The 25,696-nt window shown below is 71.6% G+C and carries 22 protein-coding genes; 13 read left to right on the forward strand and 9 right to left on the reverse strand.

Annotation, left to right across the window (positions count from 1 at the left end; translation table 11 throughout):
• Positions 1-40: 40 nt before the first annotated feature.
• Positions 41-388, reverse strand: a complete 348-nt coding sequence (locus OHT01_RS04830; protein WP_328551860.1) for a PRC-barrel domain containing protein — start codon at positions 386-388, stop codon at positions 41-43.
• Positions 389-981: 593 nt separating this feature from the next.
• On the opposite strand from OHT01_RS04830, the gene OHT01_RS04835 reads away from it, so the two are divergent.
• Positions 982-2,844, forward strand: a complete 1,863-nt coding sequence (locus OHT01_RS04835) for a M1 family aminopeptidase (RefSeq protein WP_328551861.1) — start codon at positions 982-984, stop codon at positions 2,842-2,844.
• Between the two features lie 203 nt (positions 2,845-3,047).
• Positions 3,048-4,019: an alpha/beta hydrolase gene (locus tag OHT01_RS04840; RefSeq protein ID WP_328551862.1), complete on the forward strand. Its 972-nt coding sequence runs from the start codon at positions 3,048-3,050 to the stop codon at positions 4,017-4,019.
• 119 nt (positions 4,020-4,138) lie between these two features.
• Here the strand turns inward: OHT01_RS04840 and OHT01_RS04845 are convergent, their stop codons facing one another.
• From OHT01_RS04845 to OHT01_RS04855, 3 genes are all read right to left on the reverse strand, one after another.
• Positions 4,139-5,509 (reverse strand): VWA domain-containing protein, encoded by a 1,371-nt coding sequence (locus OHT01_RS04845; protein ID WP_328551863.1) that lies wholly within the window; start codon positions 5,507-5,509, stop codon positions 4,139-4,141.
• Positions 5,506-6,363 carry an AAA family ATPase gene (locus OHT01_RS04850; RefSeq protein ID WP_328558026.1) on the reverse strand — a complete coding sequence of 286 codons (858 nt, stop codon included), beginning with the start codon at positions 6,361-6,363 and terminating at the stop codon, positions 5,506-5,508. The genes OHT01_RS04845 and OHT01_RS04850 overlap by 4 nt, the downstream gene beginning before the upstream one ends.
• Positions 6,364-6,454: 91 nt before the next feature.
• Positions 6,455-7,399, reverse strand: a complete 945-nt coding sequence (locus tag OHT01_RS04855; RefSeq protein ID WP_328551864.1) for an NADP-dependent oxidoreductase — start codon at positions 7,397-7,399, stop codon at positions 6,455-6,457.
• 396 nt (positions 7,400-7,795) lie between these two features.
• Here OHT01_RS04855 and OHT01_RS04860 point away from each other — a divergent pair, with 396 nt between their 5' ends.
• Entirely contained in the window at positions 7,796-8,815 is a 1,020-nt protein-coding gene (locus tag OHT01_RS04860; RefSeq protein ID WP_328551865.1) for an LLM class flavin-dependent oxidoreductase, read from the forward strand.
• Positions 8,816-8,873: 58 nt separating this feature from the next.
• On the opposite strand, the gene sthA is transcribed toward OHT01_RS04860, so the two are convergent.
• Positions 8,874-10,277 carry a Si-specific NAD(P)(+) transhydrogenase gene (gene sthA / locus OHT01_RS04865; protein WP_328551866.1) on the reverse strand — a complete coding sequence of 468 codons (1,404 nt, stop codon included), beginning with the start codon at positions 10,275-10,277 and terminating at the stop codon, positions 8,874-8,876.
• Between the two features lie 376 nt (positions 10,278-10,653).
• Here sthA and OHT01_RS04870 point away from each other — a divergent pair, with 376 nt between their 5' ends.
• Complete coding sequence (locus OHT01_RS04870; protein ID WP_328551867.1) at positions 10,654-12,555, forward strand: AMP-dependent synthetase/ligase; 1,902 nt, start codon at positions 10,654-10,656, stop codon at positions 12,553-12,555.
• Positions 12,556-12,597: 42 nt separating this feature from the next.
• Here OHT01_RS04870 and OHT01_RS04875 read toward each other — a convergent pair whose 3' ends face one another.
• The 4 genes from OHT01_RS04875 to OHT01_RS04890 form a co-directional block, all read right to left on the reverse strand.
• The gene (locus tag OHT01_RS04875; RefSeq protein WP_328551868.1) at positions 12,598-14,442 is read right to left on the reverse strand and encodes a sensor histidine kinase; all 1,845 of its coding nucleotides are present in this window, start codon (positions 14,440-14,442) and stop codon (positions 12,598-12,600) included.
• A complete protein-coding gene (locus OHT01_RS04880; RefSeq protein WP_328551869.1) occupies positions 14,439-15,137 on the reverse strand; it encodes a response regulator transcription factor in 699 nt (232 codons plus the stop codon). The genes OHT01_RS04875 and OHT01_RS04880 overlap by 4 nt, the downstream gene beginning before the upstream one ends.
• Before the next feature lie 130 nt (positions 15,138-15,267).
• Positions 15,268-16,026 carry a L,D-transpeptidase family protein gene (locus OHT01_RS04885; protein ID WP_328551870.1) on the reverse strand — a complete coding sequence of 253 codons (759 nt, stop codon included), beginning with the start codon at positions 16,024-16,026 and terminating at the stop codon, positions 15,268-15,270.
• Positions 16,027-16,244: 218 nt separating this feature from the next.
• A complete protein-coding gene (locus tag OHT01_RS04890) occupies positions 16,245-16,886 on the reverse strand; it encodes a DUF6629 family protein (protein ID WP_328551871.1) in 642 nt (213 codons plus the stop codon).
• A 204-nt stretch (positions 16,887-17,090) separates the two neighbouring features.
• Between OHT01_RS04890 and OHT01_RS04895 the strand changes: the two genes are divergently transcribed.
• The 9 genes from OHT01_RS04895 (at position 17,091) to OHT01_RS04935 (ending at position 25,680) form a co-directional block, all read left to right on the forward strand.
• A complete protein-coding gene (locus tag OHT01_RS04895) occupies positions 17,091-17,339 on the forward strand; it encodes a DUF4177 domain-containing protein (protein WP_328551872.1) in 249 nt (82 codons plus the stop codon).
• A 196-nt stretch (positions 17,340-17,535) separates the two neighbouring features.
• A complete protein-coding gene (locus OHT01_RS04900) occupies positions 17,536-18,339 on the forward strand; it encodes a VOC family protein (RefSeq protein ID WP_328551873.1) in 804 nt (267 codons plus the stop codon).
• Between the two features lie 162 nt (positions 18,340-18,501).
• On the forward strand, positions 18,502-18,954 hold the full coding sequence (locus OHT01_RS04905; RefSeq protein WP_328551874.1) for a cyclic nucleotide-binding domain-containing protein: 453 nt from the start codon (positions 18,502-18,504) through the stop codon (positions 18,952-18,954).
• Positions 18,955-19,035: 81 nt separating this feature from the next.
• A complete protein-coding gene (locus OHT01_RS04910) occupies positions 19,036-19,860 on the forward strand; it encodes an N-formylglutamate amidohydrolase (RefSeq protein WP_328551875.1) in 825 nt (274 codons plus the stop codon).
• A 74-nt stretch (positions 19,861-19,934) separates the two neighbouring features.
• Positions 19,935-20,759, forward strand: a complete 825-nt coding sequence (locus OHT01_RS04915) for an amidohydrolase family protein (protein ID WP_328551876.1) — start codon at positions 19,935-19,937, stop codon at positions 20,757-20,759.
• 49 nt (positions 20,760-20,808) lie between these two features.
• The gene (locus OHT01_RS04920) at positions 20,809-22,122 is read left to right on the forward strand and encodes a DUF4032 domain-containing protein (RefSeq protein ID WP_328551877.1); all 1,314 of its coding nucleotides are present in this window, start codon (positions 20,809-20,811) and stop codon (positions 22,120-22,122) included.
• Between the two features lie 95 nt (positions 22,123-22,217).
• The gene (locus OHT01_RS04925; protein WP_328551878.1) at positions 22,218-23,894 is read left to right on the forward strand and encodes an FAD-dependent oxidoreductase; all 1,677 of its coding nucleotides are present in this window, start codon (positions 22,218-22,220) and stop codon (positions 23,892-23,894) included.
• Positions 23,891-25,333, forward strand: a complete 1,443-nt coding sequence (locus tag OHT01_RS04930) for an ATP-binding protein (protein ID WP_328551879.1) — start codon at positions 23,891-23,893, stop codon at positions 25,331-25,333. Before OHT01_RS04925 ends, OHT01_RS04930 begins: the two co-directional genes overlap by 4 nt.
• Entirely contained in the window at positions 25,330-25,680 is a 351-nt protein-coding gene (locus OHT01_RS04935) for a UBP-type zinc finger domain-containing protein (RefSeq protein ID WP_328551880.1), read from the forward strand. The genes OHT01_RS04930 and OHT01_RS04935 overlap by 4 nt, the downstream gene beginning before the upstream one ends.
• The last annotated feature ends 16 nt before the right edge of the window (positions 25,681-25,696 follow it).

Consider the following 25,696-nt stretch of genomic DNA (forward strand, 5'->3'; position numbering starts at 1 on the left):
GCCGCCCGGATTCCGGGCGGCACCGGCCGTTCTCGCCGCGTCAGTGACCGGAGCCGTAATGGCCCCCGAGCTGGTCACGGTAGTGCGGGTCTCCGAGATGCTTCTCCTTGTCGAATTCCGGGGCCGCCTTGATCTCGTCCTTGGTCCGGGCGACCTGGATGGTCCTGTCCTCGTGGCTGATCGACGTGATCGTGCCGGCGGGCAGCAGGACCTCCTTGCCGAAGATCCAGACACCGGTGTCGACGACGATGTACTGAGAACCGACCACGTCGGAGTGCTTGTCGACCTTCCCGATGTGACCGTCGGTCGCCTCCACCTTGTAGCCGGAGAGGTCGGCGTCGGGCGTGTGACCGCTGGTCGGACCGTAGCCCCAAAGGTTCTCGTTCACGAAGAAATCCTCCAACTCGTCCGCGGACGCGCATCCGGTCCCGACCGGGTCCGTGAGCGCGCTTCGACGACCGGATGCCGGTCACCATTTCTCAGCGTATTTCCGCCGGAAACCGACGGATGTCCCCTTCCCGGCCGCTGACACCCGTTTCTTCACGACGGCCCGGAATTCTCGGGAATCCGCCCGGGAATCAGCCCGGGAATCCGCTCCGGTGAAAAAGCGGCGGCCCCGTCCGCGATCCCGGGGGGAGTGGAATCGCGGACGGGGCCGAGAGCCCGCGGCTGCCGGGGGGAAGCCTCCGCGAGCGGTCCGCGACTCCTTGTGCCCTCGCTCCCCCGCTTCATGCACGCTCACCCCGGACGAGTCCTCCTCCCGGGACTCGGGCCTCCTTTCCCTCGCTTCGATGGCATGTCTCGGTCAAATCTGCGAGGCTTCCTGGTGCCGTCGCCCTGACCCCAGGGTGACGGCACGGAAATCTCACCAAGCGACCGCGCGCACCCGCACGCGGCCCGCGGCCACCCAGCGGCGCACCCCAGTCGTCCCGGGCGGCCACCGAGCAGGCCGGAATCCCGGCCGCCTCAAAGGAGTTTCGTGTGAGACCGACCCCCCTCAAGGCCCTGGCGGCACGCGTCCTCGTCGTCGCCGCCCTGGCCGCAGTCTCGCTCCCCAGCACCCCCGCGGCGGCCTCGCCGCGTACAGCACCGGCGGCAGCGGCCGCCTGCACCCCGTCCCAGGTGGTGACCAACGGCGGCTTCGAGAGCGGCACTTCGCCCTGGACCCAGTCCTCGACCACCGTGATCACCAGCCGCACCGGCCAGAGCGCCCACGGCGGCACCAGCTTCGCCTGGCTGGACGGCGTCGGCAGCACCCACACCGACACGCTCTCCCAGAGCGTCACGATCCCTTCCGGGTGCAGCAGCGCCAGCCTCACCTTCTGGCTGCACATCGACACGGCGGAGACGACCTCGTCGACGGCCTACGACAAGCTCACGGCGAAGATCGGCAGCACGACGCTGGCGACGTACTCGAACCTCAACAAGGCGTCCGGGTACGCCCAGAAGACGTTCGACGTCTCGGCGTTCGCGGGCCAGACCGTGACCGTGGCCTTCACCGGCACCGAGGACTCCAGTCTCCAGACGAGCTTCGTCCTCGACGACCTCGCCCTCAACACCTCCGGTGACACGACCCCGCCGGCCGACTCCACCCGCACGCCCGCCGCCCCCGGGTACACGGTCAGCCTGACCAGCAACACGAGCGGCACCGGCTGGACCGGTCACGAGAGCGTGACCTTCACCAACGCCTCCTCCACCTCGCTCAGCGAGGTGTACCTGAGGCTGTGGGACAACTACCACGGCACCTGCTCGGCGATGCCCATCGCCGTCACCAACGTCAGCGGCGGCACCGCGGGCGCCCTCTCGGTCGGCTGCACGGCCCTCCAGATCAGCCTGACCTCGCCGCTGGCGCAGGGCCAGAGCGGGACGATCGGCTTCGACCTGGCCATCACCGTGCCCAGCGGCGCCGACCGGTTCGGCTACGACGGGGCCTTCAGCATGGTCGGCAACGCGCTGCCCGTGCTCGCGGTCAAGGACGGCTCCGGCTGGCACCTGGACCCGTACACCAACAACGGCGAGTCCTTCTATTCGCTGGCCGCCGACTTCAAGGTGACCCTGGACCACCCGACCAGCATCCTCGTCCCGGCCACCGGCACCTCGGTCGACACCGCCGGCTCCAGCGGCCGTACGGTCACGACGGCCACCGCGTCCAAGGTCCGTGACTTCGCCTGGGCCGCCGGGCCGTTCACCAAGATCTCCGGCACCTCCACCGCCGGCACCGCGATCAACATCTACTCCGTCACCGGCATCAGCTCCGCCAACGCCCAGTCCATGCTCACCACCGCCAAGTCGGCCGTGGACGCCCACGCGGCGCGCTTCGGCGCCTACCCGTACGGCGAGCTGGACGCGGTGATCGACAACAACTACTGGTTCGGCGGCATGGAGTACCCCGGGTTCGTCCTCGACCTGGTCAGCACCACGGCGCTCACCCATGAGATCGGTCACCAGTGGTTCTACGGGATCGTCGGCGACGACGAGTACAACAGCCCGTGGCTCGACGAGGCGTTCACCGACTACGCCACCGACCTGGCGCAGGGCCTCACCGGCACCAACTGCTGGAACAGCACCTCGTGGGCCTCGACCGCCGAGAAGATCACCAACTCGATGGCCTACTGGGACGCGCACTCGTCGCGCTACTCCACCGTCGTCTACGGCTACGGCAAGTGCGCCCTGCACGACCTGCGGCGCGTGCTCGGCGACACCGTCATGGCCAAGCTCCTCAAGGACTACGCCACTTCGCACTGGTACGGCGTCTCGACCACGGCCGAGTTCAAGGCGGCCGCCCAGGCCGCCACGACCACGGACCTGACGTCGTTCTGGACGACCCACCGCATCGACGGCTGACCGATCAGCGGTTCGCCGCGGTGGCGCCTTCGGGCGGCACCGCGGCGAGCCGCGCCGACCGCGATCCCCTCTCTCGCACGATCCCGCGGCGCGCATGGTCCGCCCGGTCCAGGGCAGGTTCCGCCGTACGGCGGCTCCCGGTCCGGGAGCAAGGCGCCCGATCATGGTCGGGTGAGCCGCCGGGTTCGGCAAGAGGAGACGTCATGCTGCTGGTACCGCCCCCGTTCGACCCCGAACTGGGTGTCGCCCTCGCGGCGGTCGGCCCGTCCACGCCCTCCGGGCCGACTCCGGCGGACATCATCGCCCTGCGTGCGGCCCAGGAACTCGCGGTGTCCGCGTACGACCTCACCGGCGGCGGCGCCTTCACGACCACGGACCTCACGGTGCCGGGGCCCAAGGGCGCTCCGGACATCTCGCTGTTCGTCATCAGGCCCGTCGCACCCCCGAAGAACGGGCCGCGCCCGGTGATCTACCACTCCCACGGCGGCGGCATGGTCCTCGGAACCAACCGGGCCGGGGTGGAGGTCGTCCTGGACTGGGCGAAGGAGCTGGACGCGGTCGTGGTGTCCGTGGAGTACCGGCTGGCGCCCGAACACCCTTATCCGGCGGGGGTGGAGGACGTCTACGCCGGTCTGCTGTGGACCGCGCGGCACGCCGGGGAGTTCGGCGGCGACCCGGAGCGGATCGTCGTCGCCGGTGCCAGCGCGGGCGGCGGCCTGACCGCGGCAGTCGCCCTGCTCACCCGGGACCGTGAGGGGCCGCGCCCGCTCGGGCAGGTCCTGATGTACCCGATGCTCGACGACCGCAACGACACTCCGTCCGCGCACCAGATGGTGGGCGTCGGCGCCTGGGACCGCACCGCCAACTCCACCGCGTGGACGGCCGTGCTGGGCGATGCCCGCGGCGGCCCGGACGTGCCGGCCTATGCCGCCCCGGCGCGTGCCTCCGATCTGTCCGGACTGCCGCCGGCCTTCCTCGACGTCGGTTCCGCCGAAACCTTCCGGGACGAGGTCGTCGACTACGCGTCGCGGATCTGGCAGGCCGGCGGAGTGGCCGAACTGCATGTGTGGCCCGGCGGTTTCCACGGCTTCGACTCGTTCGCCCCGCACACCTCGCTCGCCCGCACCGCCCGCGCCGCCCGCGTCACCTGGCTGCGCCGGCTCCTCGCCCCCTGACGTCTCCGCGTCCTCGACTCCCGCCGCTCCGGCGGATGTTCGGTCGGCATCCCCAACGCCCCGGGCGCCCGCGGGTGTTGAGTCGGCGTCCCCAACACCCGGCGCGCCCACGCGGGTGTTCAGACGGGCAGCAGGCGGCCGATCAGGGTGCTGAGCTGCTGGACGTTGCGGCACTCGTGCGTCTCGACGAGCTCGGCGTAGGCGAGGGCGGCGGAGTCGCCCGTGCCCCACTGCGAACGCGCTTCGGGATTCAGCCAGTAGACGCGGCGGGCCTGCCGGACGAGCTGCCGGACGGCGGGCAGGTTCGGATCGCTCATGTTCGTACGGGCGTCACCGAGCACGAAGACCGTCGTCCGGGAGCCGACCGCCCCGGTGTACCGCTCGGTGAACTCGCCGAAGGCGACACCGTAGTCACTGCTGCCGTGCCAGCCCGTGATCGTCGCCTCGGAGCGGATCCTGGCACTCAGCCCCTGGGAGTCGGCGGCGCCGGGCCCGATCAGCCCGGTCACCTCGTCGACCCGGTTGACGAAGGCGAACACCCGCACCTTGCTGAACTGGTCGTGCAGCGCCTGCACCAGCAGCATCGTGAAGTCCGAGAATCCCGACACCGAGCCCGACACATCGCACAGCAGCACCAGTTCGGGCCGCACGGGACGGCGTCTGCGCAGTACCGGACGCATCGGCACCCCGCCCGTGGACAGCGAAGCGCGCAGGGTGCGCCGCAGATCGATGGTGCCGCGACGGGCCCGGCGGCGGCGCGCCGCGAGCCGGGTGGCCAGTTTGCGCGCGAGCGGCTGTACGGCCCTGCGCAGTTCGGCGAGCCGGTCCCGGCCGGCGAAGAGGAAGTCGACCCGGTCGGCGGTCGGTGCCACCGCGCGCCGGGCGATCTCGTCACGGTCGCGCCGCTCGGCGATCCGGCGGCGCGCCTCCGTCGCGACCTGTCGGCGGAACACCTCGATGCGCCGCCGGATCTCGTCCTCCAGCAGCCGGTCGGTGAACCCGGCTCCGCCGCCCTGCGCACGGACCGTGTCCCGCGCGCGGGCCATCAGGGTCTGCGGTCGCAGCCGGTCGAGGGTCTGGTGGGACGACCAGCCGTCGGACGCCGGCGTACCCCCGTAGCCGCCGAATCCGTCGACCGCCTCGATGGCCAACCGGCCCATGAGAGCTTGGTCGTTGGCGGCCAGGGCCGCGGTGAGGCGGTCCCGCAGATCGTCCCGGTCCGCGGGCCCCGCACCTTCCGGTGCCCCGACGCCCCGCGGGAAGTACACGTCGAAGACGGGATCGAAGACCCGCCGCTGTCCCGGATTGTGGAGCAGGGTGGCGGCCAGCCCCTCGCGCAGCCGCTCGCGGTCCGCGAAGCCCAGCGCGGCCAGGGCCCGCGCGGCGTCCACCGTCTCGCCGGTGCCGATCCGCACGCCGTGCGAACGCAGCGCGCCGACCAGTCCCGTCAGCCGGTCCGCGGCACCGGCCGTCGGCACGGCGGCGTTCACACGGCGCCCAGATCGAGCTTGGCCGCCGCCTTCAGTATGTCGTCCTGGTGCTTGAGGATCACGCCGAGGCTGTCGCGTACGACGTCCTCGTCGATGGTGTCGGCTCCCAGGGCGAGCAGGGTGCGGGCCCAGTCGATGGTCTCGGCGACGGAGGGGACCTTGCGCAGGTCCATCTCCCGCAGTGCCCCGACCACCCGCACGACGGACTGGGTGAGCGCCTCGTCGAGTCCGGGGACCTTCAGTCTTACGATCCGGCGCTCCAACTCCTCGTCGGGGAAGCCGATGTGGAGGAAGAGGCAGCGGCGGCGCAGTGCCTCGGACAGCTCGCGGCTCGCGTTCGAGGTGAGCACCACGAAGGGGCGGCTGGTCGCCACGACGGTGCCCAGTTCGGGGACGGTGATCTGGAAGTCGCTGAGCACTTCGAGCAGCAGGCCCTCCACCTCGACGTCGGCCTTGTCGGTCTCGTCGATCAGCAGGACCTTGGGGTCGTCGCCCCTGATGGCGGTCAGCAGCGGGCGCGGCAGCAGGAACTCCTCCGAGAAGATGTCCGTGCGGGTCTCGTCCCAGCTCTCGTCCCGGCCGGCACTGATGCGCAGGAGCTGCTTGGCGTGGTTCCACTCGTACAACGCCCTTGACTCGTCCACGCCTTCGTAGCACTGCAGGCGGATCAGCCGGGCCCCGGCGACCTGTGCGACGGCCTTGGCGAGTTCGGTCTTGCCCACTCCGGCGGGGCCCTCCACCAGGAGGGGTTTACCGAGCCGGTCGGCCAGGAAGACCGTCGTGGCGACGGCGGGCGACGCCAGGTAGCCCACGTCGGCGAGGCGTGCGCAGACGTCGTCGACGGATGTGAACAGCAACGGGGCCTCCAGCGCGCGCGGACGTGGTCGGCTCACTATCTAAGCGCTTGTTCACCCTCGCTGTCACGTGTGACGACCCCCACGCGTGCTAGGAGACCCGCAGTACGATCTTGCCCCGCCGGTGCTCCCGTTCGAGGGCCGCGTACGCCCCCGGGGCGCTCTCCAGCGGGACGATCCGGTCGACCTGCGGGACCAGCCGGCCCGCCTCGACCAGGGCCGTCAGCTCCTCCAGACCGGCGCGGTCGGGCTCCACGACGAAGAACACCGCGCGGGCGTCCGCCCCGTCCGGCGGCGTCGCCGGCGCGACGACGCTCACCAGCACTCCGCCAGGCCGCAGCACCTGCCAGGAGCGGTCCTGGGTGTCCCCTCCGACGGTGTCGAAGACCACGTCCGCGTCCTTGGTCCCGGCCTCGAAGCGCTGCCCGGCGTAGTCGATCACGGTCTCCGCCCCCAGACCGCGGACGAAGTCCACGTCCCGGGCCGCCGCCGTGGCCGTCACCTCGGCCCCCAGCGCGGCCGCGACCTGGACCGCGAAGGATCCGACGCCGCCCGCCCCGCCGTGGACCAGCACGCGCTGCCCAGGCTCCACACCGGCATGAACGACCAGACCCTGCCACGCCGTCAGCCCCGCGAGCGGCAGCGCGGCCGTCCGCTCGTGGTCGAGCGAGCCCGGCTTGGCGGCGAGATCCGCGGCGGGGACGGTCACGTACTCGGCAGCCGCGCCGTCACGGGTGAAGGGAATCAGGCCGTAGACCGCTTCGCCGGGCCTGAGGTCCGCGACACCGTGTCCGAGCTCGGCCACGACACCGGAGACCTCCTTGGACGGCACGACCGGCAGCCGTGGGCTGCCGCCGCCGTCGAAACCGTCGGTCCAGGTCGCGTCCCAGCCCAGCTCCCCCGAGGTGATCGAGGCCGCCCGCACCTCGACCAGCACCTCGCCGGGGCCCGGGACCGGCCTCGGCGCCACCTCGTAGATCAGCTCCTCCGGACCGCCCCGCCGATGACCGCGCACCGCGTGCATCGTGCCGTTCATCCGGTTCCTCCTCATCGGGACGGCACAGGGCCGCCGTCGAGTCGATCGCGATCGGGCCCTTCTGCTCCGGCACGGACCGGCCGTTCTTCACGATAGATCCGGGACGGTCGGCTTTCCTGTCCAGGCGCGGGGGCCGACGTCCGCGGACCGCGGCGCCAAAGAGGTCTGACCCGTCACCACGGGGGGAGCGACGGGCCAGACCCATCGCCCACGGTGCCATGCGCGGACCGCCTCGCGCAGTGCCTTCCGCGAAGTCCCGCACGGCCCCGCGCGCGCCCGCCCCGGCCGTGGCCCCGTGACCTGCCCGGTCCACCCGTCGGCCCGGACCGGCAGGCTGCGACAATCCCCGGTGGCGCCGGTGTTCGGCACGGCGCGACGTGAACGAAGGAGGAGCCTGTGCCACTGCCCTCACGCCCCCTGCGGAAGCTGGGTTTCCTGACCATCGGGCTGTTCGACGAGGACGAACCCGGGCGCGGCCACGAGTCCACGCTCGGCGTCATCGAACTGGGCGAGCGGCTGGGCTTCGACAGCGCGTGGCTGCGCCACCGCCATCTCCAGTACGGCATCTCCTCGCCCGTCGCCGTCCTGGCCGCCGCCTCGCAGCGCACCCACCGCATCGAGCTCGGGACCGCGGTCATCCCCGTGGGCTGGGAGAACCCGCTGCGCCTGGCCGAGGACCTGGCGACCGTGGACGTGCTGGCCGGCGGCCGCCTCAACCCGGGAGTCAGCGTCGGTCCGCCCCTGCACTACGAGCGCGTGAAGCACGCTCTCTATCCCGATACGGGCGAGAGCGAGGACTTCGGATACGCGCGCCTGGAACGGCTGCTGGACTTCGTGCGCGGCAACCCGGCCACCGACTTCAGCGGGACGGAGGGCTTCGAGGTCTTCTCGGACCGTGTCCAGCCGCACTCCCCCGGCCTCGGCCGCCGCATGTGGTACGGCGGCGGCAGCCTGCGGTCGGCCCGTTGGGCGGGCGAGCACGGCATGAACTTCCTGACCAGCAGCGTCGTGAAGGCGGAGGAGTCCGAGGACTTCGCGGAGGTCCAGCTCTCGCACGTGCGGGCCTTCCGCGCCCACCACCCGGACGGCGACCGTGCCCGCGTCTCGCAGGGGCTCGTCGTGATCCCCACCGACAGCGCCTCGCCCGAACAGCGCGCGCGGTACGAGGAGTACGCCAAAAATCGGCTGCCCCGTACGACGGCGCCGCAGGGACCCGCGCGCCTGATGTTCGCGCCGGACCTCGTCGGCAGCTCCGACCACATCGCCGAACAGCTCTACGCCCACGCCGCGTTCAGGGAGATCGACGAGGTGGCGTTCGCCCTTCCGTTCACGTTCGCCCACGAGGACTACGTACAGATCCTCACCGACATCGCCACGAAGCTGGGCCCGGCGCTCGGTTGGCGGCCGGCCGCCTGAACTGGGCCGAGGAGCCCGCCGGGTGGTGTGATGGCCACCCGGCGGCGTCGCGCGGCGGTCAGTCCCGGAGGCGGTCGATCTGCCGGATCTTGTTGGTCGCGTCCAGGGCGGCCACCTTGTAGGACTCGGCGAGCGTCGGGTAGTTGAAGACGGCGTCGACCAGATAGTCGACCGTACCGCCGCAGCCCATGACGGACTGGCCGATGTGGATGAGCTCGGTCGCGCCGGTGCCGAAGCAGTGGACGCCGAGGAGCTTGCGGTCGTCGGGCGAGACCAGCAGCTTCAGCATGCCGTGCGAGTCGCCGATGATCTGTCCACGGGCCAGTTCCCGGTAGCGGGAGATGCCCACCTCGAACGGCACGCAGTCCTCGGTGAGCTGGTCCTCGGTGCGGCCGATGAAGCTGATCTCCGGGATGGTGTAGATGCCGATCGGCTGCACGTCGTGCATCCGGTTCACCGGCTCTCCGCAGGCGTGGTACGCCGCCGTACGGCCCTGTTCCATCGAGGTGGCCGCGAGTGCCGGGAAGCCGATGACGTCACCGACGGCGTAGATGTGCGGCACCTCGGTGCGGTAGTGCTCGTCGACGGTGATCCGGCCTCGCGGGTCGGCGGACAACCCCGCCTTGTCGAGGTCGAGTTCGTCGGTGAGGCCCTGCCGGCCCGCCGAGTACATGACCGCGTCCGCGGGGATCTTCTTGCCGCTCTCCAGGACCGTGAGCGTGCCCCGGGCATGGCGCTCGACGGCGGCGACGGTCTCTCCGAACCGGAAGGTGACGGCGAGATCCCGCAGGTGGTACTTCAGCGACTCGATCACCTCGACGTCGCAGAAGTCGAGCATCGCGGAGCGCTTCTCGACGACCGTGATCTTGGAGCCGAGGGCGGCGAACATGGAGGCGTACTCCATGCCGATCACACCGGCGCCGACGATGACCATGGAGCGCGGCACCTGCTCCAGGTTCAGGACGTTGTCCGAGTCCATGATCGTCCGGCCGTCGAACTCGACGGTGTCGGGCCGCGCCGGACGCGTGCCCGTGGCGATGACGATGTGGTCGGCGCTCAACAGCCTTTCGTTGCCGTTCGCTTCGACCAGGGCGACGGTGTGGTCGTCCACGAAGCGGCCGGTGCCCGCGAACAGGGACACATGGTTGCGCGAGAGCTGGCTGCGGATGACGTCCACCTCGCGGCTGACCACGTGCTCGGTGCGAGCGGTCAGGTCGGCGACGGTGATGTCCTCCTTCAGGCGGTAGCTCTGGCCGTACAGATCCCGCTGGCCGATGCCGCTGAGATAGAGGACCGCCTCACGCAGCGTCTTGGAGGGGATGGTCCCGGTGTGTATGGAGACACCGCCGACCATGTCGGGGCGGTCGATGACGGCAACCCGACGGCCGAGCTTGGCCGCTGCGATGGCGGCCTTCTGGCCGCCCGGGCCGGATCCTATGACAAGCATGTCGAAGTCGCGCACCTGCGGAGTCTGTCAGCCCGGGACCGCTTCCCGGAAGGGTGATCGGGTGATCAGTCGAAGGAGTGACGGATGAGGCGCCGCGACACGGCCCAGGCACCCTCGCCCACGGGCGCCCTGTCCGCGTCGGGGCGACGCCGTCCCGGATGAGCCGATGGCCTCCGGGGTCCCGGTCTCCCGGATCGTCAACGTCGGCTGGGCGGGCAGGTGTTGACGGTCCGGGGGGCGAAAAGGACGGTCCGGGGGACTGAAACTCAGCGTCGGGCGAACGCATGCCGGAATGGGGCGCGGCCGTCGCCCGTCTGGGCTACATTCGGGAATCCTTGACATCGGCGCCTCCGGGGGCGAGGCCACGTCGAGGAGAATTCCGGAGCGGCGAATGCACCAGTCCCACCTTCCGCCACCACCAGCAGTACTCATCCAGGGGGGACTCGCCGACAGCCTCCGCGAAGCGGCGCTCACCACCCCTGATCTGCCGCAGCTCGCGCGCCGCCCCGAGGGCCGATCGGGCGCCTGGACGCAGGTGACGGCGGCCGAGCTGTGGGGCGAAGTGGTCGACGTGGCACGGGGGCTCGTCCGCTCCGGCATCCGTCCCGGCGACCGTGTGGCCATCATGGCGCGCACCCGCTACGAGTGGACGCTGCTCAGCTATGCCCTGTGGTCGGTGGGCGCCGAGATCGTGCCGATCTACCCGACCTCGTCCCACGAACAGGTCGCGTGGATCCTGAAGGACGCGCACTGCGTGGGCGTGGTGGTCGAGGACGAGCAGGGCGTCATGACGGTCGGCTCGGCGTGCGCCGCGCTCCCGTTCCTGCGCCACGTCTGGCAGTTGGACACCGGGGCGATCGCGCAGCTGGTGGAGCGCGGCCGTGCGATACCGGTGACCGCGGTGGACTCGCTGCGCCGGATCGTCCTGGCCGACTCCACCGCGGTCGTCGCGTACACCTCCGGCACGACGGGACAGCCCAAGGGCTGCGCCCTGACGCACCGCAGCCTGGCGAGCCCCTGCGACACGCTGCTGCAGGGCTGGCGGCAGACGGCGGCTCCGCCGGGTGTGCAGCCGGCGGTCCTCGCCTTCCTGCCCTTCTCCCACGCCTACGGCCTGATGGTCCAGGGGATCTGCCTGCGCGGCGGGATCCTGATGGGGCACGAGCCGGATCTGAGGGAGGAGACGCTGTCCGAGGCGATGCTCACGTTCCGGCCGACCTATCTGTACGCCGTCCCGTCCGTGTTCGAGCGGATCTACAAGAACTTCGTGAAGGCGTCCCAACGGGCGGGCCGCAGTGTGCTGTTCGAGCGTGCCGTGCGCGCGGCGCAGGACTTCGCCCTGGCCGAGGAGCAGCAGCGGCTGGGCACGGGGCCGGGACCGGCCTTCGACCTGCGGCTCCAGCACTCCCTGTACGAGAAGACCGTGTACAAGAGGCTGCGCGGGGCGCTGGGCGGACGGGTGTGCGGCGCGGTCTCGGGCGGCTCCCCGCTGAATCGTGAACTGGCCCTGTTCTTCGCGGGAATCGGCATCTTCATCCACGACGGATACGGGCTCACCGAGACCAGCGGGGGAATCACCGCTCAGCCGGTCGGGCGGGAGAAGTTCGGCACCGTCGGACGCCCCCTGCCGGGCACGGAGATCCAGATGTCCGAGGACGGGGAGATCCACGTGTGGGGGCCCTCCGTGTTCCAGGGCTACATCAACGACGCCGCGGCGAGCCGGGCCTCGTTCCGGAACGGCTGGCTGGCGACCGGGGACCTGGGACAGGTCGACGCCGACGGGTATCTGACCATCACCGGGCGCAAGAAGGACATCATCATCACCAGCGGGGGCAAGAGCGTGGCCCCCGCCGCTCTGGAGGAACGGCTGCGGGTCCATCCGCTCATCCATCAGGCGGCCGTCGTCGGCGACAACCGGCCCTGCGTGGGCGCCCTCATCACCCTGGACCCCGAGTTCGTGACGCACTGGCGCGCCGCGCGGGCCAAGGGGGAGACACCCGCCCGGGACGCGCGTGAGGAGAACGAGCTGCGCGAGGAGGTCCGGCGCGCGGTCGCGGCGGCCAACACCACCGTGTCCCGCTCCGAGTCCATCCGGGTCTTCCGTGTCCTCGCCGAGCCGTTCGACCTGTCCAACGGGCTGCTGACACCCTCGCTTAAGCTGCGCCGGGACGCGATCGCCCAGCGGTACGCGGCCGAGATCGAGGCGATGTACCAGACCTCGTCACGGGTTCCGCGGGAGACGCTGATCGGCGAGCCGTCGATCCTGGACGACTCGGACAACGTGTTCCGGTGAGGGCGATCCGGCCGGGCCCACCGGGAATGCGGCGCCGATCGCTCAGCCGGACCCGTTCGCGGACACGGCGGGTGCCTGTGCGGTGGGCAGCCGCAGGCTGAAGACCGTGCCGGTGCCCGCTTCGCTGGTCACGGAGGCGGTGCCACCGTGGGCTGCGGCGAGCTGCCGGACGATGGCGAGGCCCAGACCGCTGCCGCCGGTGCGCCGGCTGCGGGACTTCTCCGCCCGCCAGAACCGGTCGAAGACGCTGGCGAGGTCTCCGGCCTCGATACCGCAGCCGGTGTCGGCCACCTCGAACACGACGCGCCCGTCGTCGTGGTGTGCGCAGAGGGTGACCGTTCCGCCCGGCGGGGTGTGGCGGATCGCGTTGGACACCAGGTTGCCGAGCGCCTGCCGCATCCGCACGGGGTCGGCGTCCAGCCAGGGGGTCCCGGCCGGCGCGGTGACGAGAAGGACGCCCGCGGCCTCCGCGCCCACCCGGTGCGCCGCGGCGACCTGTTCGAGGAGTTCGTCGGCGCGCACCTCCTCGCGGTGCAGTCGCAGGGTGCCCGCGTCGGCGGCCGCGAGGTCCTGGAGGTCGTCGATGACGCGCTGCAGGACCACGGCCTCCTCGTGCAGTGAGGACAGCAGTTCCGGGTCGGGGTCGACCAGGCCGTCGCGGGCCACTTCCAGCCAGCCGCGGATATTGGTGAGCGGGGTGCGCAGTTCGTGCGCGATGTCGCTGACCATCGCCTTGCGCTGCGCCTCCATGCGTTCCCGGCGCTCGGTCAGTTCGTTGAAGGCCAGTGCCAGGATGCCGGTCTCGTCCTGGGTGGTGACGGGTACCCGTACGTGCCGCTCGGGTGGCTGCTGCGCGGCCTGGGTCAGTGCGCGCAGCGGGCGTACGAGCCGGGTGGCGACCAGCGCGGTCACGGCCACCGTGAGGGTGAGGACGAGCCCGGCGACACCGGCGACCTTGGCCTTGTTGGCCGTAGACATGTCGAAACGGGGGACGGGCCTGTCCCCCGTACCGAGGAAGAGCTGGGCGACCGGGGCGACGTACGGGGCGAGCTGGCGGCGCCGGGCGTCGTCGACGCAGGCGTTCGCCGTCCGGGCCAGGGCGCCGTGCCGGTCGACGGCCCTCTTCTCGAACAGGTAGGGGTCCTGGGTGGCTCCGCCGGCGGCCGCCAGCGACAGTGCCACGGGCTCGCCGAGGAGCGCCTTGTGCCGGTCCAGGCACGTCCGGGTGAGTGCCGACAGACCGTCCAGGGCCTTCTGCTCGGTCGGGGTGGGGGTGTTGAGCAGGCCGTCGGCGCACTCGGTCGGCACATAGCCGGAGTCGAGCCGTCCGTCGGAGTCCGTCAGGACGGTACGGCCGCTCGGCATCCGCTCCAGGCGGGTCTGCAGACCGTTGCGGGCGAAGCACATCTGACGCACGGTGGCCAGCTTGGCCACGCGCAGGCGCTCGGTCAGGGGCAGCCGGTAGGGACCCACCGCTCGGGGGTCGACGCCGGCGAGCTGTGCTCCGGGTTCCGTGTACGTGTCGGTGCGCAGCGGGTCGACGGTGGCGGCGGCCCGGGGCGGCAGCGAGGTCCCGCGGGCCGCGGAGTCCGCGAAGGGGGTGCGGTCGCCGGTGGTCAGGGCGATGCGCCGGCCCGTCCTGCGCGCGATGGTGCGCAGCGTGCCGTCGACACCGGACCAGTCGGGGTGGGTGGCCGCGTATCCGCTGAGCTGCCCGAGGATGTCCATGTCCTCGGCGAGCACCTGGCCCTGCTCCTCCTGGATGGCCCGGGTGGTGGTCTGCACCGCGAGCCAGGCGGTCGCGGCGACGGAGCACAGGGCGATGAGTACCGAGGTGATCAGCAGCCGCACCAGCAGGCTCCTGCGCAGCGGCAGGGCGCGGCTCACGCCCGTTCCCCCGTCAGCTTGTACCCGACGCCGAAGACCGTCAGCAGGCGCGTCGGCCGGCGCGGATCGGCCTCGATCTTCTTGCGCAGGTTCATGATGTGCACATCGATGGCCCGTTCGGTCGAGGCCCGGTCGATTCCGCGGGTGTGGTGCAGCAACTGCCTGCGGGAGAAGACCCGTTCGGGCTCGCCCACCATCGCGAGCAGGATCTCGTACTCGCCCGGTGTGCAGTCCACCGGCGAGCCGTCGCACAGGACCGTGTGCCGCTCCGGGTCCACCGCGATCCCCGCCGCCCTGACGACCGGATCTCCGCGCCGCCGGTCGGCGGGCCGTCCACTGCGCCTGAGCACCGTACGGATACGGGCCATCAGCTCGCGCGGACTGTACGGCTTGGTCATGTAGTCGTCCGCGCCGAGCTCCAGGCCGAGCAGCACGTCCTCCTCGGTGGACCGGGCGGTCAGCATCAGGACCGGGATGTCGTCGTCCTCCCGCAGTACCCGGCACACCCCGAAGCCGTCGACCACCGGGAGCATCAGGTCCAGGACGACGAGGTCGGGGCGGTGCCGGCGCACCTCGTCGAGAGCCGCCCGGCCGTCGTGGACCACGGTCGCCGTGTGCCCCTCGCCCAGCAGCGAGCGGCGTATCAGCTCCGCCTGCTTCTCATCGTCCTCCGCGACCAGCACATGTGCGCACACGCCGTCGATGTTAGGGGCCCCGGGCCGCGAATCGGCCGGTGGGAGGGGCTTCCCACACCCTGACATGTTCCTCACATCCGCACGGGACACTGCTGGTGGCCGCGGCCCGACGGGGCCGGCCGGACGGTGTTCAGCGTGCCAGCGAGGCCGCGTCCCCCATGACCACCACGGGGTGGCGGGCGGGGTCCAGAGCGCGCATCAGGTCTTTCAGGTCGTCCTCGCGCAGCCCGACGCAGCCGTGGGTGGGGCCTCCGTGGTCCACGTGCAGCCAGATGCCGCCGCCGCGGTCCGCGCCCATCGGCCGGGTCCAGTCCAGGGGTGTGGTGCCGGGCCTGCGGTTGTAGTCGACGGCGACCACGTAGTCGAAGGAGCCGGCCAGCGGCTCGCCCTCGAAGCCCGTGCCCGGTGAGGTGAAGGCGCCGGAGCGGTGGTACGGCAGCCGGGTGCCGGGGTCGGGCAGCAGCCCGCCGGCGTCCGTCAGGGTGAACACGCCTATGGGGGAACGCAGGTCACCGGCGTGATGGTGGTCGGTCCAGCCCTTGAGGGCGTTGTGCGCGGTCAGGTCCGGGCCCGGCCGCCAGCCCGCGTCCGTACGCTCGTACAGCACCGCGGTGGACAGCGGGGAGTTCCGGCCCCGGCCGGTCACGACGACGGCCTGGCGGGTCCGCGTGGGGACGGCGGCCGAGGTCCTGGGTCCGAGGCCCGGCAGTTCCCGGGGCGTTGACGCGCGCGAGGCGGCCGGTCCGGGGGCGGGTGACTGCACGCCCCGGGGCGCCGCGGAACCTCCGGCTCCGGGTCCGAGCCGCTCGGGCGGGCCGCCGCCGCAGCCGACCAGCAGGAACGACGCGGCGGCGATCGCCACCGGAACACGGCGCAGGGGGTTGATCATGCGTCGACCCTGACCGACACATATGAGGAACTCGTCAGATCATCCACAGTCCGCCGCGTACCCCGGCTGCGCCGGATCACCGGTGTTGCGTGGATCACCCGGACGGCACGGGAACGCGGACGCGCCGCACCGAATCACCCGACCGCACCCGGCCGCGGGTGCGGTGCACGGATCACCGGCTCCGCACCCGGACAGCGCGGACAGCGCCTCACGTCATGTCACACGTGATCCACCGGTTCGTACGAGGCAACGGGCTCGCGGGAGTTCACCCAGCCGAGCAGGGACACCGAGACGACCGCCGCGAACGCGCACCACGTCGAGACGAACTCCAGCTCCCACAGCGACCAGCAGACCGCCGCGCCCGCTCCCACCAGGAACCCGAGGAGCAGCAGCCCCCGGTCGCCGGACATCAGCAGCGCGCCGACGGTGGCGAAGAGGTAGCCGGCGATGACCAGTTCGGGCCGGGGCAGGTCGACGACGTAGCCCATGGTGTGGCCGCGGATCTCCGCCCTCACCGGATGGACGGCCATGGCGTGGACGAGCACCGCCGCGGTCGCGACACCGGAGGCGAGCGGGAACACCAGCCGCCGCCGGGCCCGGCGCGGTGCCGCGCACAACACGCCCACCGGCACCCACACCGCCAGCAGCGGGAGGGCGATCACCGCCCAGGCGACGGTCGCGGGACCCGTTCCGCCACCGGCGTCCCAGACCCGGGACTCGACGATCTGGTGGGCGCCGAGCAGCAGCGGCAGTGCGGCCAGCGGAAGATCCTCCCTGCGCCGCGCCCGGATCACACAGGCCGCGCCGACGGCGGCGACACCGGCACCGGCCGCGAGGTCGGCCGTCGCACTCCAGCACATCGCCCCACCCCGAATCCGCCGTCACAAGATCCTGCCGTCCGGAGTCACGCTACGACGGCGTACGGCCGGGCCCCGTCCGGACACGAGACCGCCCGCCGGTCCGTCACCTCGGCCCGGCACTTCATGAAGTCTCGACAAAGGTGTCCGTACGGTCCGGTTCGTCCCTGTGCCGCGGCTGCGAAGAGTGATTGGGTGGGCCCGGCCATGCCGTACGACACGCAGGAGAACTCCGCAACCATGAGCAACCCGTACACCTACGAATACAAGGTCGTCACGTTCCGTGAGTCGCTGATCGGCGACGCGCTGGACAGCGACAAGCTGGAGAAGGTCCTGAACAAGCACGCCGAGGACGGGTGGGCGCTCAAGGCGATCACGGCCGCGGACGTCAAGGGCCGCATAGGCCCCGGCGCCGTGGAGGGCCTGCTGCTCACCCTGGAGAGGCCCCGCGCGTAGCCGTCGCGTGGTGCGCTCGGCGCCGGGGCGGGGGATGCTGTTGCTGATGGGACAGCGGATCCGCAGGTGCTACTGACGCCGTCGGAGGCCTTCCGGCACGGAAGGCCTCTCACGGCTGAACTCACGTCCGGGGACCCGACGAGGGTCCCGCACCTCGTGCGACCGTTGCCGACCAATCAGGCCAGGACGGACGGCGATGAAGAGCGACGGAACACTCCACCCCGGTGTCGTCACCAGCCAGTCGGTGTTCGGCGCGCCGTGCTGGGTCAGTCTGACCACTCGCGACCTGCGGGCCGCCGAGGCCTTCTACACCGCGGTCCTCGGCTGGAGATGGGTCTCGAACACCAAGATGGGCGACCAGTACCGGATCGCCCGTGTCGCCGGGATTCCGGTCGCCGGGGTCGCCGAGGTCGGCTTCGTGGCGCGGACCGCGGTCTCCTGGACCCCGTTCTTCGCCGTGGCCTCGGCGGACGAGACGGTCTCCCGCAGCCAGGAACGCGGCGGTACGACGGCGGTGGGGCCGATCTCGCTGTCGCCGGGCCGGGCGGCGCTGCTGGCCGACCGGGACGGTGCGGTCTTCGGCATCTGGGAGGGCGAGCTGGTGTCCGGCTGGGAACGCTGGCGCAACGCGGCGCCCTCCTACGTACGGCTGCACACCCGTGACGCCTTCGACGCCGCGATCTTCTACGGGGAGGTGCTGGGCTGGGCGTCCTCGGTCCCCGGCTGCTGCGAGGTCGACTACGAGGAGAACGAGGTCGTCCTGCGCAGCTTCGGCGACGTGGTGGCGCGGATCCACTCCGGCGCGGTGGGGGCCGCCCCCGACCCCGCCGTCAGGCCGCACTGGCAGATCCACTTCGCGGTCGACGACGTGGAGGCCTGCGTCCGCGCCGCGCGCGCCAACGGCGGCACCGCCCGTCAGCAGGGCATCGGCTCGATGGAGGCCGTCCTCACCGACCCCGACGGGGCCCGCTTCACGGTGACCTCCCGGGCCGCCGGATGAGGACGCCGAGGAGGCGCCCGCGACCGCCCCGCCGCGAAGTCGTCCGGCCCACGACGCGACGGATTACGCCGTTCGGGCTCCAATGGAGGATGACGGGATACCACCGGTACGACAGGCGCCGCCGCCCTGCGTGGTCACGCGGCGACCCGATGGAGGTCCGCGATGCCCACTGCTCTCCGGCTCCTGCCCGCGCTCTCCCCCGAACACCGCGAACGGCTGATGGGCGTGGCCCGCGAGGTCTCCTTCCCCGCGGACGGGACGATCTTCGAGGCGGGCGGTACCGCCGACCGCTTCTGGGTGGTCCGCTCCGGAACGGTGTCCCTGTACCAACGGGTCATCGCCGAGAGACGGATCACCGTCGCCCAGCTCGGGCCCGGCGACCTGCTCGGCTGGTCGTGGCTGTTCCGCCCGCACACCTGGGACTTCGGCGCCGAGGCCTTCAGCCCGGTGCGCGCCTACGAGTTCGACGCCGGCGAGGTGCGGACCCTGTGCGACCAGGATCCGACGCTGGAGCTGTCGCTGACCCGGACGATCGGCGCGATCCTGGCCCACCGGCTGGAGACGACCCGGGCGGCGCTCATCGATCACTACGCGCGCCACGGGGGCGGCGGCTGAGGGCGCCGGGCCGGGGACGCGGGACCGAGGGGCACAGTCGGTCCGGCCCACTGTCGTACCTGGCTGACACAGTGATCCCTTATGAACGACATTCGCCATTCCCCGGGCGTCCCGGACACCCCCGACTCCTTCGCGTTCCTGCCCGGCGCGGTCCACTCGCCGGTGATCCTGCATGTACCGCACTCCTCACGGGAGATTCCGGCGTCCGTCCGTGCGGGCATCCTCCTCGACGACGCGGAGCTGGCCGGCGAGTTGGACCACATCACCGACGCGTACACCGCCGAACTGGCCTCGGCCGCCGCCGAGGCGGCCGGGCTGCGGCCGTGGCGGTTCGTCAACCGGCTGTCCCGGCTGGTCGTCGATCCGGAGCGCTTCCCGGACGAGCGGGAGGAGATGCTCGCGGCCGGGATGGGCGCGGTCTACACCCGCACGTCGCACCGGGCACCGCTGCGGGCCGCGGACACCGACCAGCGGCCGCTGATCGACCGCTGGTTCCACCCGTACGCGCGGGCGATGACGGCCGCGGTCGCCGACCGGCTGGCCGCCACCGGGCGGGCCGTGATCATCGACGTCCACTCGTACCCGACGGCACGGCTGCCCTACGAACTGCACGGTGACGGGCCCAGGCCGCCGATCTGCCTGGGTACCGACTCCTTCCACACACCGCCGGAACTGGTCACGCTCGCGGAGAAGGCGTTCGCGGGGCTCGGCGGGGTGGGGATCGACAGCCCGTTCTCGGGCGCGTACGTCCCCCTGCGGCACTACGAGCGGGAACCGGGGGTGGCGGCGCTGATGGTGGAGATCCGGCGGGACACGTACATGAAGGAGCCGGGAGGCCCGGCGGGCCCGGGTTTCGCGCGCCTGGTCACGGCCCTGACCGCGCTCGTGGACGCCGTGGGCGGGTAGACCGGGGGCGTGGGACATCCTAGGGTCGCGGGTAAGCGAACGCTCAGTCATCGGCTCAGGGAGGGCCTCGGACCATGCCGGTCGTCGACGCGTGGATGCAGCACCCCACACTCCGCCACTCCAACCACGAGATGTTCGAGTCACTTCGCCGCTGGACCGGCATGAAGGTGCTGGAGGAGGAGATGCCGGTCGAGGCCACGCTGTCCGCGCTGGCGGCGGCGGACGTGGACACCGGTCTGTCCTCGGCCTGGTACGGACCTCAGGGCGCGCTGATCACCAACGACGAGGTCGCCGGATTCGTGGCACGGTCGAAGGGCCGGCTGCGCGGGGTCGCGGGCGCCGACCTCACCCGTCCCGTCGCGGCGGTCAGGGAACTGCGGCGGGCCGTCGAGGAGTTGGGCTTCGTGGCCCTGCGGATCATTCCGTGGCTGTGGCAACTGCCGCCCACCGACCGGCTCTACTACCCCCTGTACACCGCCTGCGCCGAACTCGGCGTCCCCTTCTGCACCCAGGTCGGCCACACCGGACCGCTGCGCCCCTCCGAGACGGGCCGGCCCATCCCGTACATCGACCAGGTCGCGCTCGACTTCCCCGAACTGACCATCGTCTGCGGGCACATCGGCTACCCGTGGACAACGGAGATGATCGCGGTCGCCGACAAGCACGCGAACGTGTACATCGACACGAGCGCCTACACCACCCGCCGCTACCCCCCGGAGCTGGTCGGGTATCTGCGCGGCCGGGGACGGCGCAAGGTCCTCTTCGGCTCCAACTACCCGATGATCGAGCCGAGTCGGGCGCTGGAACACCTCGGCGAGCTGGGGCTGGACGAGGAGACGACCGAGCTGTTCCTGTCGGGCAACGCCAGGCGCGTCTTCCGCCTCCCCGATCATTCGTAGATGCTGGGGCCGGAACAGCGTTCGACCGTGAGGTGAGGGCAGCCCGGCCATGGCTTTTCAGATCAGCGCGACCAACCCGGAGCATCCCGCGCTCCTGCTCGAACTGCCGTGGCAACTCCCCCTGGAGGAGTGGCCCGAGCACCTTCTGGTGCCGCTGCCACGCGGCATCTCCCGGCACGTGGTGCGCTACGCGCGCGCCGGGGACGAGGTGGTGGCCGTCAAGGAGCTCGCCGAGCGGCCCGCGGTGCGCGAGTACGAGCTGCTGCTCGGCCTGGACCGGCTCGCGATCCCCGCGGTCGACCCTCTCGCCGTGGTCACCGGCCGCACGGACGCGACGGGAGAGCCGCTGGAGTCGGTGCTGATCACCCGGCATCTGGGCGGCTCGCTGCCCTACCGGTCGATGTTCGAGACGACCATGCGGCCCGCCACCATGCACCGGCTGATGGACGCGCTGGCCGTCCTGCTGGTGCGGCTGCACCTGGCCGGTTTCGCCTGGGGCGACTGCTCGCTGTCCAACACCCTGTTCCGGCGCGACGCGGGAGCGTACGCCGCGTACCTGGTGGACGCCGAGACCGGCGAGCTGCACCCACGGCTCAGCACCGGCCAGCGGGACTACGACCTGGATCTCGCCCGGGTGAACATCAGCGGCGAGCTGCTGGACCTGGAGGCGGCGGGCGCCCTGCATCCCTCGGTGGACCCGATCGAGTTCGGCCGGGAGATCTGCGCGCGCTACCGGGGCCTGTGGGAGGAGCTGACCCGCACCTCGGTCTACCCGGCGGGCAAGTACCACTACATCGACCGCCGGATACGCCGCCTCAACGACCTCGGCTTCGACGTCGCCGAGATGCAGATCGCGAGTTCCTCCAACGGCGACACCGTGACCTTCGTGCCCAAGGTCGTCGACGCGGGCCACCACCAGCGCCAGTTGCTGCGGCTGACCGGCCTCGACACCGAGGAGAACCAGGCCCGGCGGCTCCTGAACGACCTGGAGAGCTGGATGGCCACCCAGGACGACTACGCGCCGGGCGGCCGCCGGCCGGGCTCCCGGTCCGTCCCGGGCGGCGGACGGCCGCCCGCCGCCCGGCCGGAGGTGCTCGCCCACCGCTGGGTGCGGGACGTGTTCCGGCCCGCCGTCCGGGCGGTGCCCGTGGACCTGCGCGGCTCCATGGACCCGGCCGAGCTCTACCACGAGCTGCTCGAACACCGCTGGTTCCTGTCCGAGCGCGCCCAGCACGACATCGGCCTGGACGCTGCCGTCGAGGACTACGTCACGAACATCCTCCCCAAGGTCCGCGACCCGCTGCCGGCCCCCGCGGACGCGCCGGAGCCGTCCGGCGGCTACCCGGTTCCCGAGCAAAGGTGACCGATCGTACATACGATTGGCTGTGTACCTGCCGTGGGGTGCCTCGCGGTGCCGCTCGGCCGGAACGCAACTGACCTGCTCGGGGTGGGAGAGGTATGACCCAGGCCGCCAGTCCGGCGCGGACCGTCATTCTGACCGTCGACGACGACCCCGGGGTGTCGCGCGCCGTCGCGCGGGACCTCAGACGCCGCTACGGCGAGGCGCACCGGATCGTGCGCGCCGAGTCCGGCGACGCGGCGCTGGAAGCCCTGCGCGAGCTGAAGCTGCGCGGCGACCAGGTGGCCGTGATCCTCGCCGACTACCGGATGCCGCAGATGAACGGCATCGAGTTCCTGGAGCAGGCCCTCGACGTGTATCCGGGCGCCCGCCGGGTGCTACTGACCGCGTACGCGGACACCAACGCGGCGATCGACGCGATCAACGTGATCGACCTCGACCACTACCTGCTCAAGCCCTGGGACCCGCCGGAGGAGAAGCTCTACCCGGTCGTCGACGATCTCCTGGACGCGTGGCGGGCCAGCGACTACCGGCCGGTCGGCGCCTGCAAGGTCGTCGGCCACCGGTGGTCGGCGCGTTCGTCGGGCGTCCGGGAGTTCCTGGCCCGCAACCAGGTGCCCTACCGGTGGTACTCGTCCGACACCCCCGAGGGACAGCGGCTGCTCAGCGCCGCGGGGCAGGACGGGGAGCGGCTGCCGCTGGTGGTCACCCCGGACGGCACTCCGCTCGTCGAGCCCGACGACCACGAGATCGCGGCGCACGTCGGGCTCGCCACGACGCCCACCTCGGAGTTCTACGACCTCGTCGTCATCGGCGGCGGACCCGCCGGGCTCGGGGCCGCCGTGTACGGCGCGTCCGAGGGGCTGCGCACGGTGCTCGTGGAGCGGTCCGCGACCGGTGGACAGGCGGGCCAGAGTTCCCGGATCGAGAACTACCTCGGCTTCCCCGACGGCGTCTCCGGGGGGCAGCTCACCGACCGGGCGCGGCGGCAGGCGGCCAAGTTCGGCGCCGAGATACTCACCGCGCGTGAGGTGACCGGACTGGAGGTCACCGGGGCCTCGCGCACCATCCGCTTCTCCGACGGCTCCGCGATCTCCGCGCACGCGGTGATCCTCGCGACCGGTGTGTCGTACCGCCAGCTCCAGGCGCCCGGCCTGTCCGAGCTGACGGGCTGCGGCGTCTTCTACGGCTCGGCGCTCACCGAGGCGGCGGCCTGCCAGGGGCACGACGTGTACATCGTGGGCGGCGCGAACTCGGCCGGCCAGGCGGCGATGTACCTGGCCCGGGGCGCCAAGTCCGTCACCATCCTGGTGCGCGGCTCCTCGCTGTCCGCCTCGATGTCGCACTATCTGATCGAGCAGATCGGCGACGCGCCGAACATCTCGGTGCGCACCGGCACGGTCGTGGAGTCCGCGCACGGCGACGGCCATCTGGAACAGCTGACCCTGCGCGATGTGCAGAGCGGCCACACCGAACTCGTCGACGCGCAGTGGATGTTCGTGTTCATCGGCGCGGCCCCGCTCACCGACTGGCTGGAGGGCACCGTCCTCCGGGACGGCCGCGGATTCATCGTCGCGGGCCCGGACATGACACCCGACGGGCAGCCGCCCCGCGGCTGGGAGCTGGACCGGCCCCCGTACCACCTGGAAACCAATGTGCCCGGCGTGTTCGTGGCCGGGGACGCGCGCGCCGAGTCGGCGAAGAGGGTCGCGTCCGCGGTCGGAGAGGGAGCCATGGCCGTCATGCTCGTCCACCGTTATCTGGAGCAGTCGTGAGCGGGCGGCCGGTGCCGTGCGACGCGGCGGAACTCAGCACGCTCTTCCTGTTCGAGAAACTCGACGACGACCAGTTGGACCGGCTGTGCCGGGAGGGCCGGACGGAGCAGTTCGACCCCGGGCCCGTGTACACCGAGGGCGATCCGGCCACCTGTTTCTACGTGCTCCTCGAAGGCACGGTGGTGATGTCGCGCCGGGTCGGCGCGGACGACGTGGAGATCAGCCGCACCTCGAAGCGCGGGGTGTACGCGGGCGCGATGCAGGCGTATCTCAGCGGTCCGGACGACGCCCGGTACAAGGGGTCCATGCGGGTCACCGAGCTCTCGCGGTTCTTCGTCCTGCCCGCGGCGACGTTCTCCGCCATCCTGCGGGACTGGTTCCCGATGGCCGTCCATCTGCTGGAGGGCATGTTCTTCGGCAGCCAGAACACCCAGCGGACCATCGGGCAGCGCGAGCGGCTGCTGGCACTCGGCTCGCTGTCCGCGGGGCTCACGCACGAGCTCAACAACCCGGCCGCGGCGGCCGTGCGGGCCACCTCGGCGCTGCGCGACCGGGTGGCCCACATGCGGCAGAAACTGGGGGTGATCGCGTCGGGACCGTACGCGCGCGACACGCTGGAGACGCTGGTGGAGATCCAGGAGCGGACCGCCGAGCAGGTCGCCAAGGCCACCCCGCTGACCCCGCTGGAGGCCTCCGACCGGGAGGACGCGCTCGCCGACTGGCTCGACGACCACGACATCGCGGGCGGCTGGCAGCTCGCCCCGACGTTCGTGCAGGCGGGACTCGACACCGACTGGCTGGACCAGGTCGCGGCGGCCGTGGACGGACCGACCCTGGAAGGCGCGGTCCGCTGGCTGAACTACACGGTCGAGACCGAGCTCCTGATGAACGAGATCGAGGACTCCACCGGCCGTATCTCCCACCTCGTGGACGCGGCCAAGCAGTACTCGCAGCTCGACCGCGCGCCGTACCAGGTCGCCGACGTCCACGATCTGCTCGACAGCACGCTGATGATGCTCTCCGGGAAGATGGGCTCCGGGGTCAAGGTCGTCAAGGACTACGACCGTACGCTCGCCCGGATCCCCGCCTATCCCGGCGAGCTGAACCAGGTGTGGACGAACCTCATCGACAACGCGGTCGCGGCCATGGACAGGCAGGGGACGCTGACGGTGCGCACCGCGCTCGACGGCGACCAGGTGCTCGTCGAGTTCCGCGACACGGGTTCCGGGGTGCCCGCGGAGATCCGCGACCGGATCTTCGACCCGTTCTTCACCACCAAGGCGGTGGGCGAGGGCACCGGTCTCGGCCTGGACATCTCCTGGCGGATCGTCGTCAACAAGCACCACGGGAGCCTGCAGGTGCAGTCCGTGCCCGGCGACACCCGCTTCCAGGTCCGCCTGCCCCTGACCGCCGCGGAGACCTCCGAGGAGCCTTCATGACCACGCCGAACGGAATCGACCCGTCCGTACCGCCGAGCGGCACCGGCTGCACCGAGTGCGACGCCGTCGGCGGCTGGTGGTTCCATCTGCGGCGCTGCGCCCAGTGCGGGCACATCGGCTGCTGCGACGACTCCCCGGCCAAGCACGCCACCGCGCACGCGCGGAGCACCGGGCACCCGGTCATCCAGAGTTTCGAACCGGGCGAGAACTGGTTCTGGGACTTCGACACCTCCGAGCTGTACGAGTCCGGTCCCGACCTCGCTCCCCCGGTGAGCCATCCGCTCGACCAGCCCGCTCCCGGCCCCGCGGGACGCGTTCCGGCGAACTGGGCCGAGACGCTGGGCTGACGCGCCGGGAGGCCTG

This window comes from Streptomyces sp. NBC_00358, assembly GCF_036099295.1.
Lineage (GTDB): Bacteria > Actinomycetota > Actinomycetes > Streptomycetales > Streptomycetaceae > Streptomyces.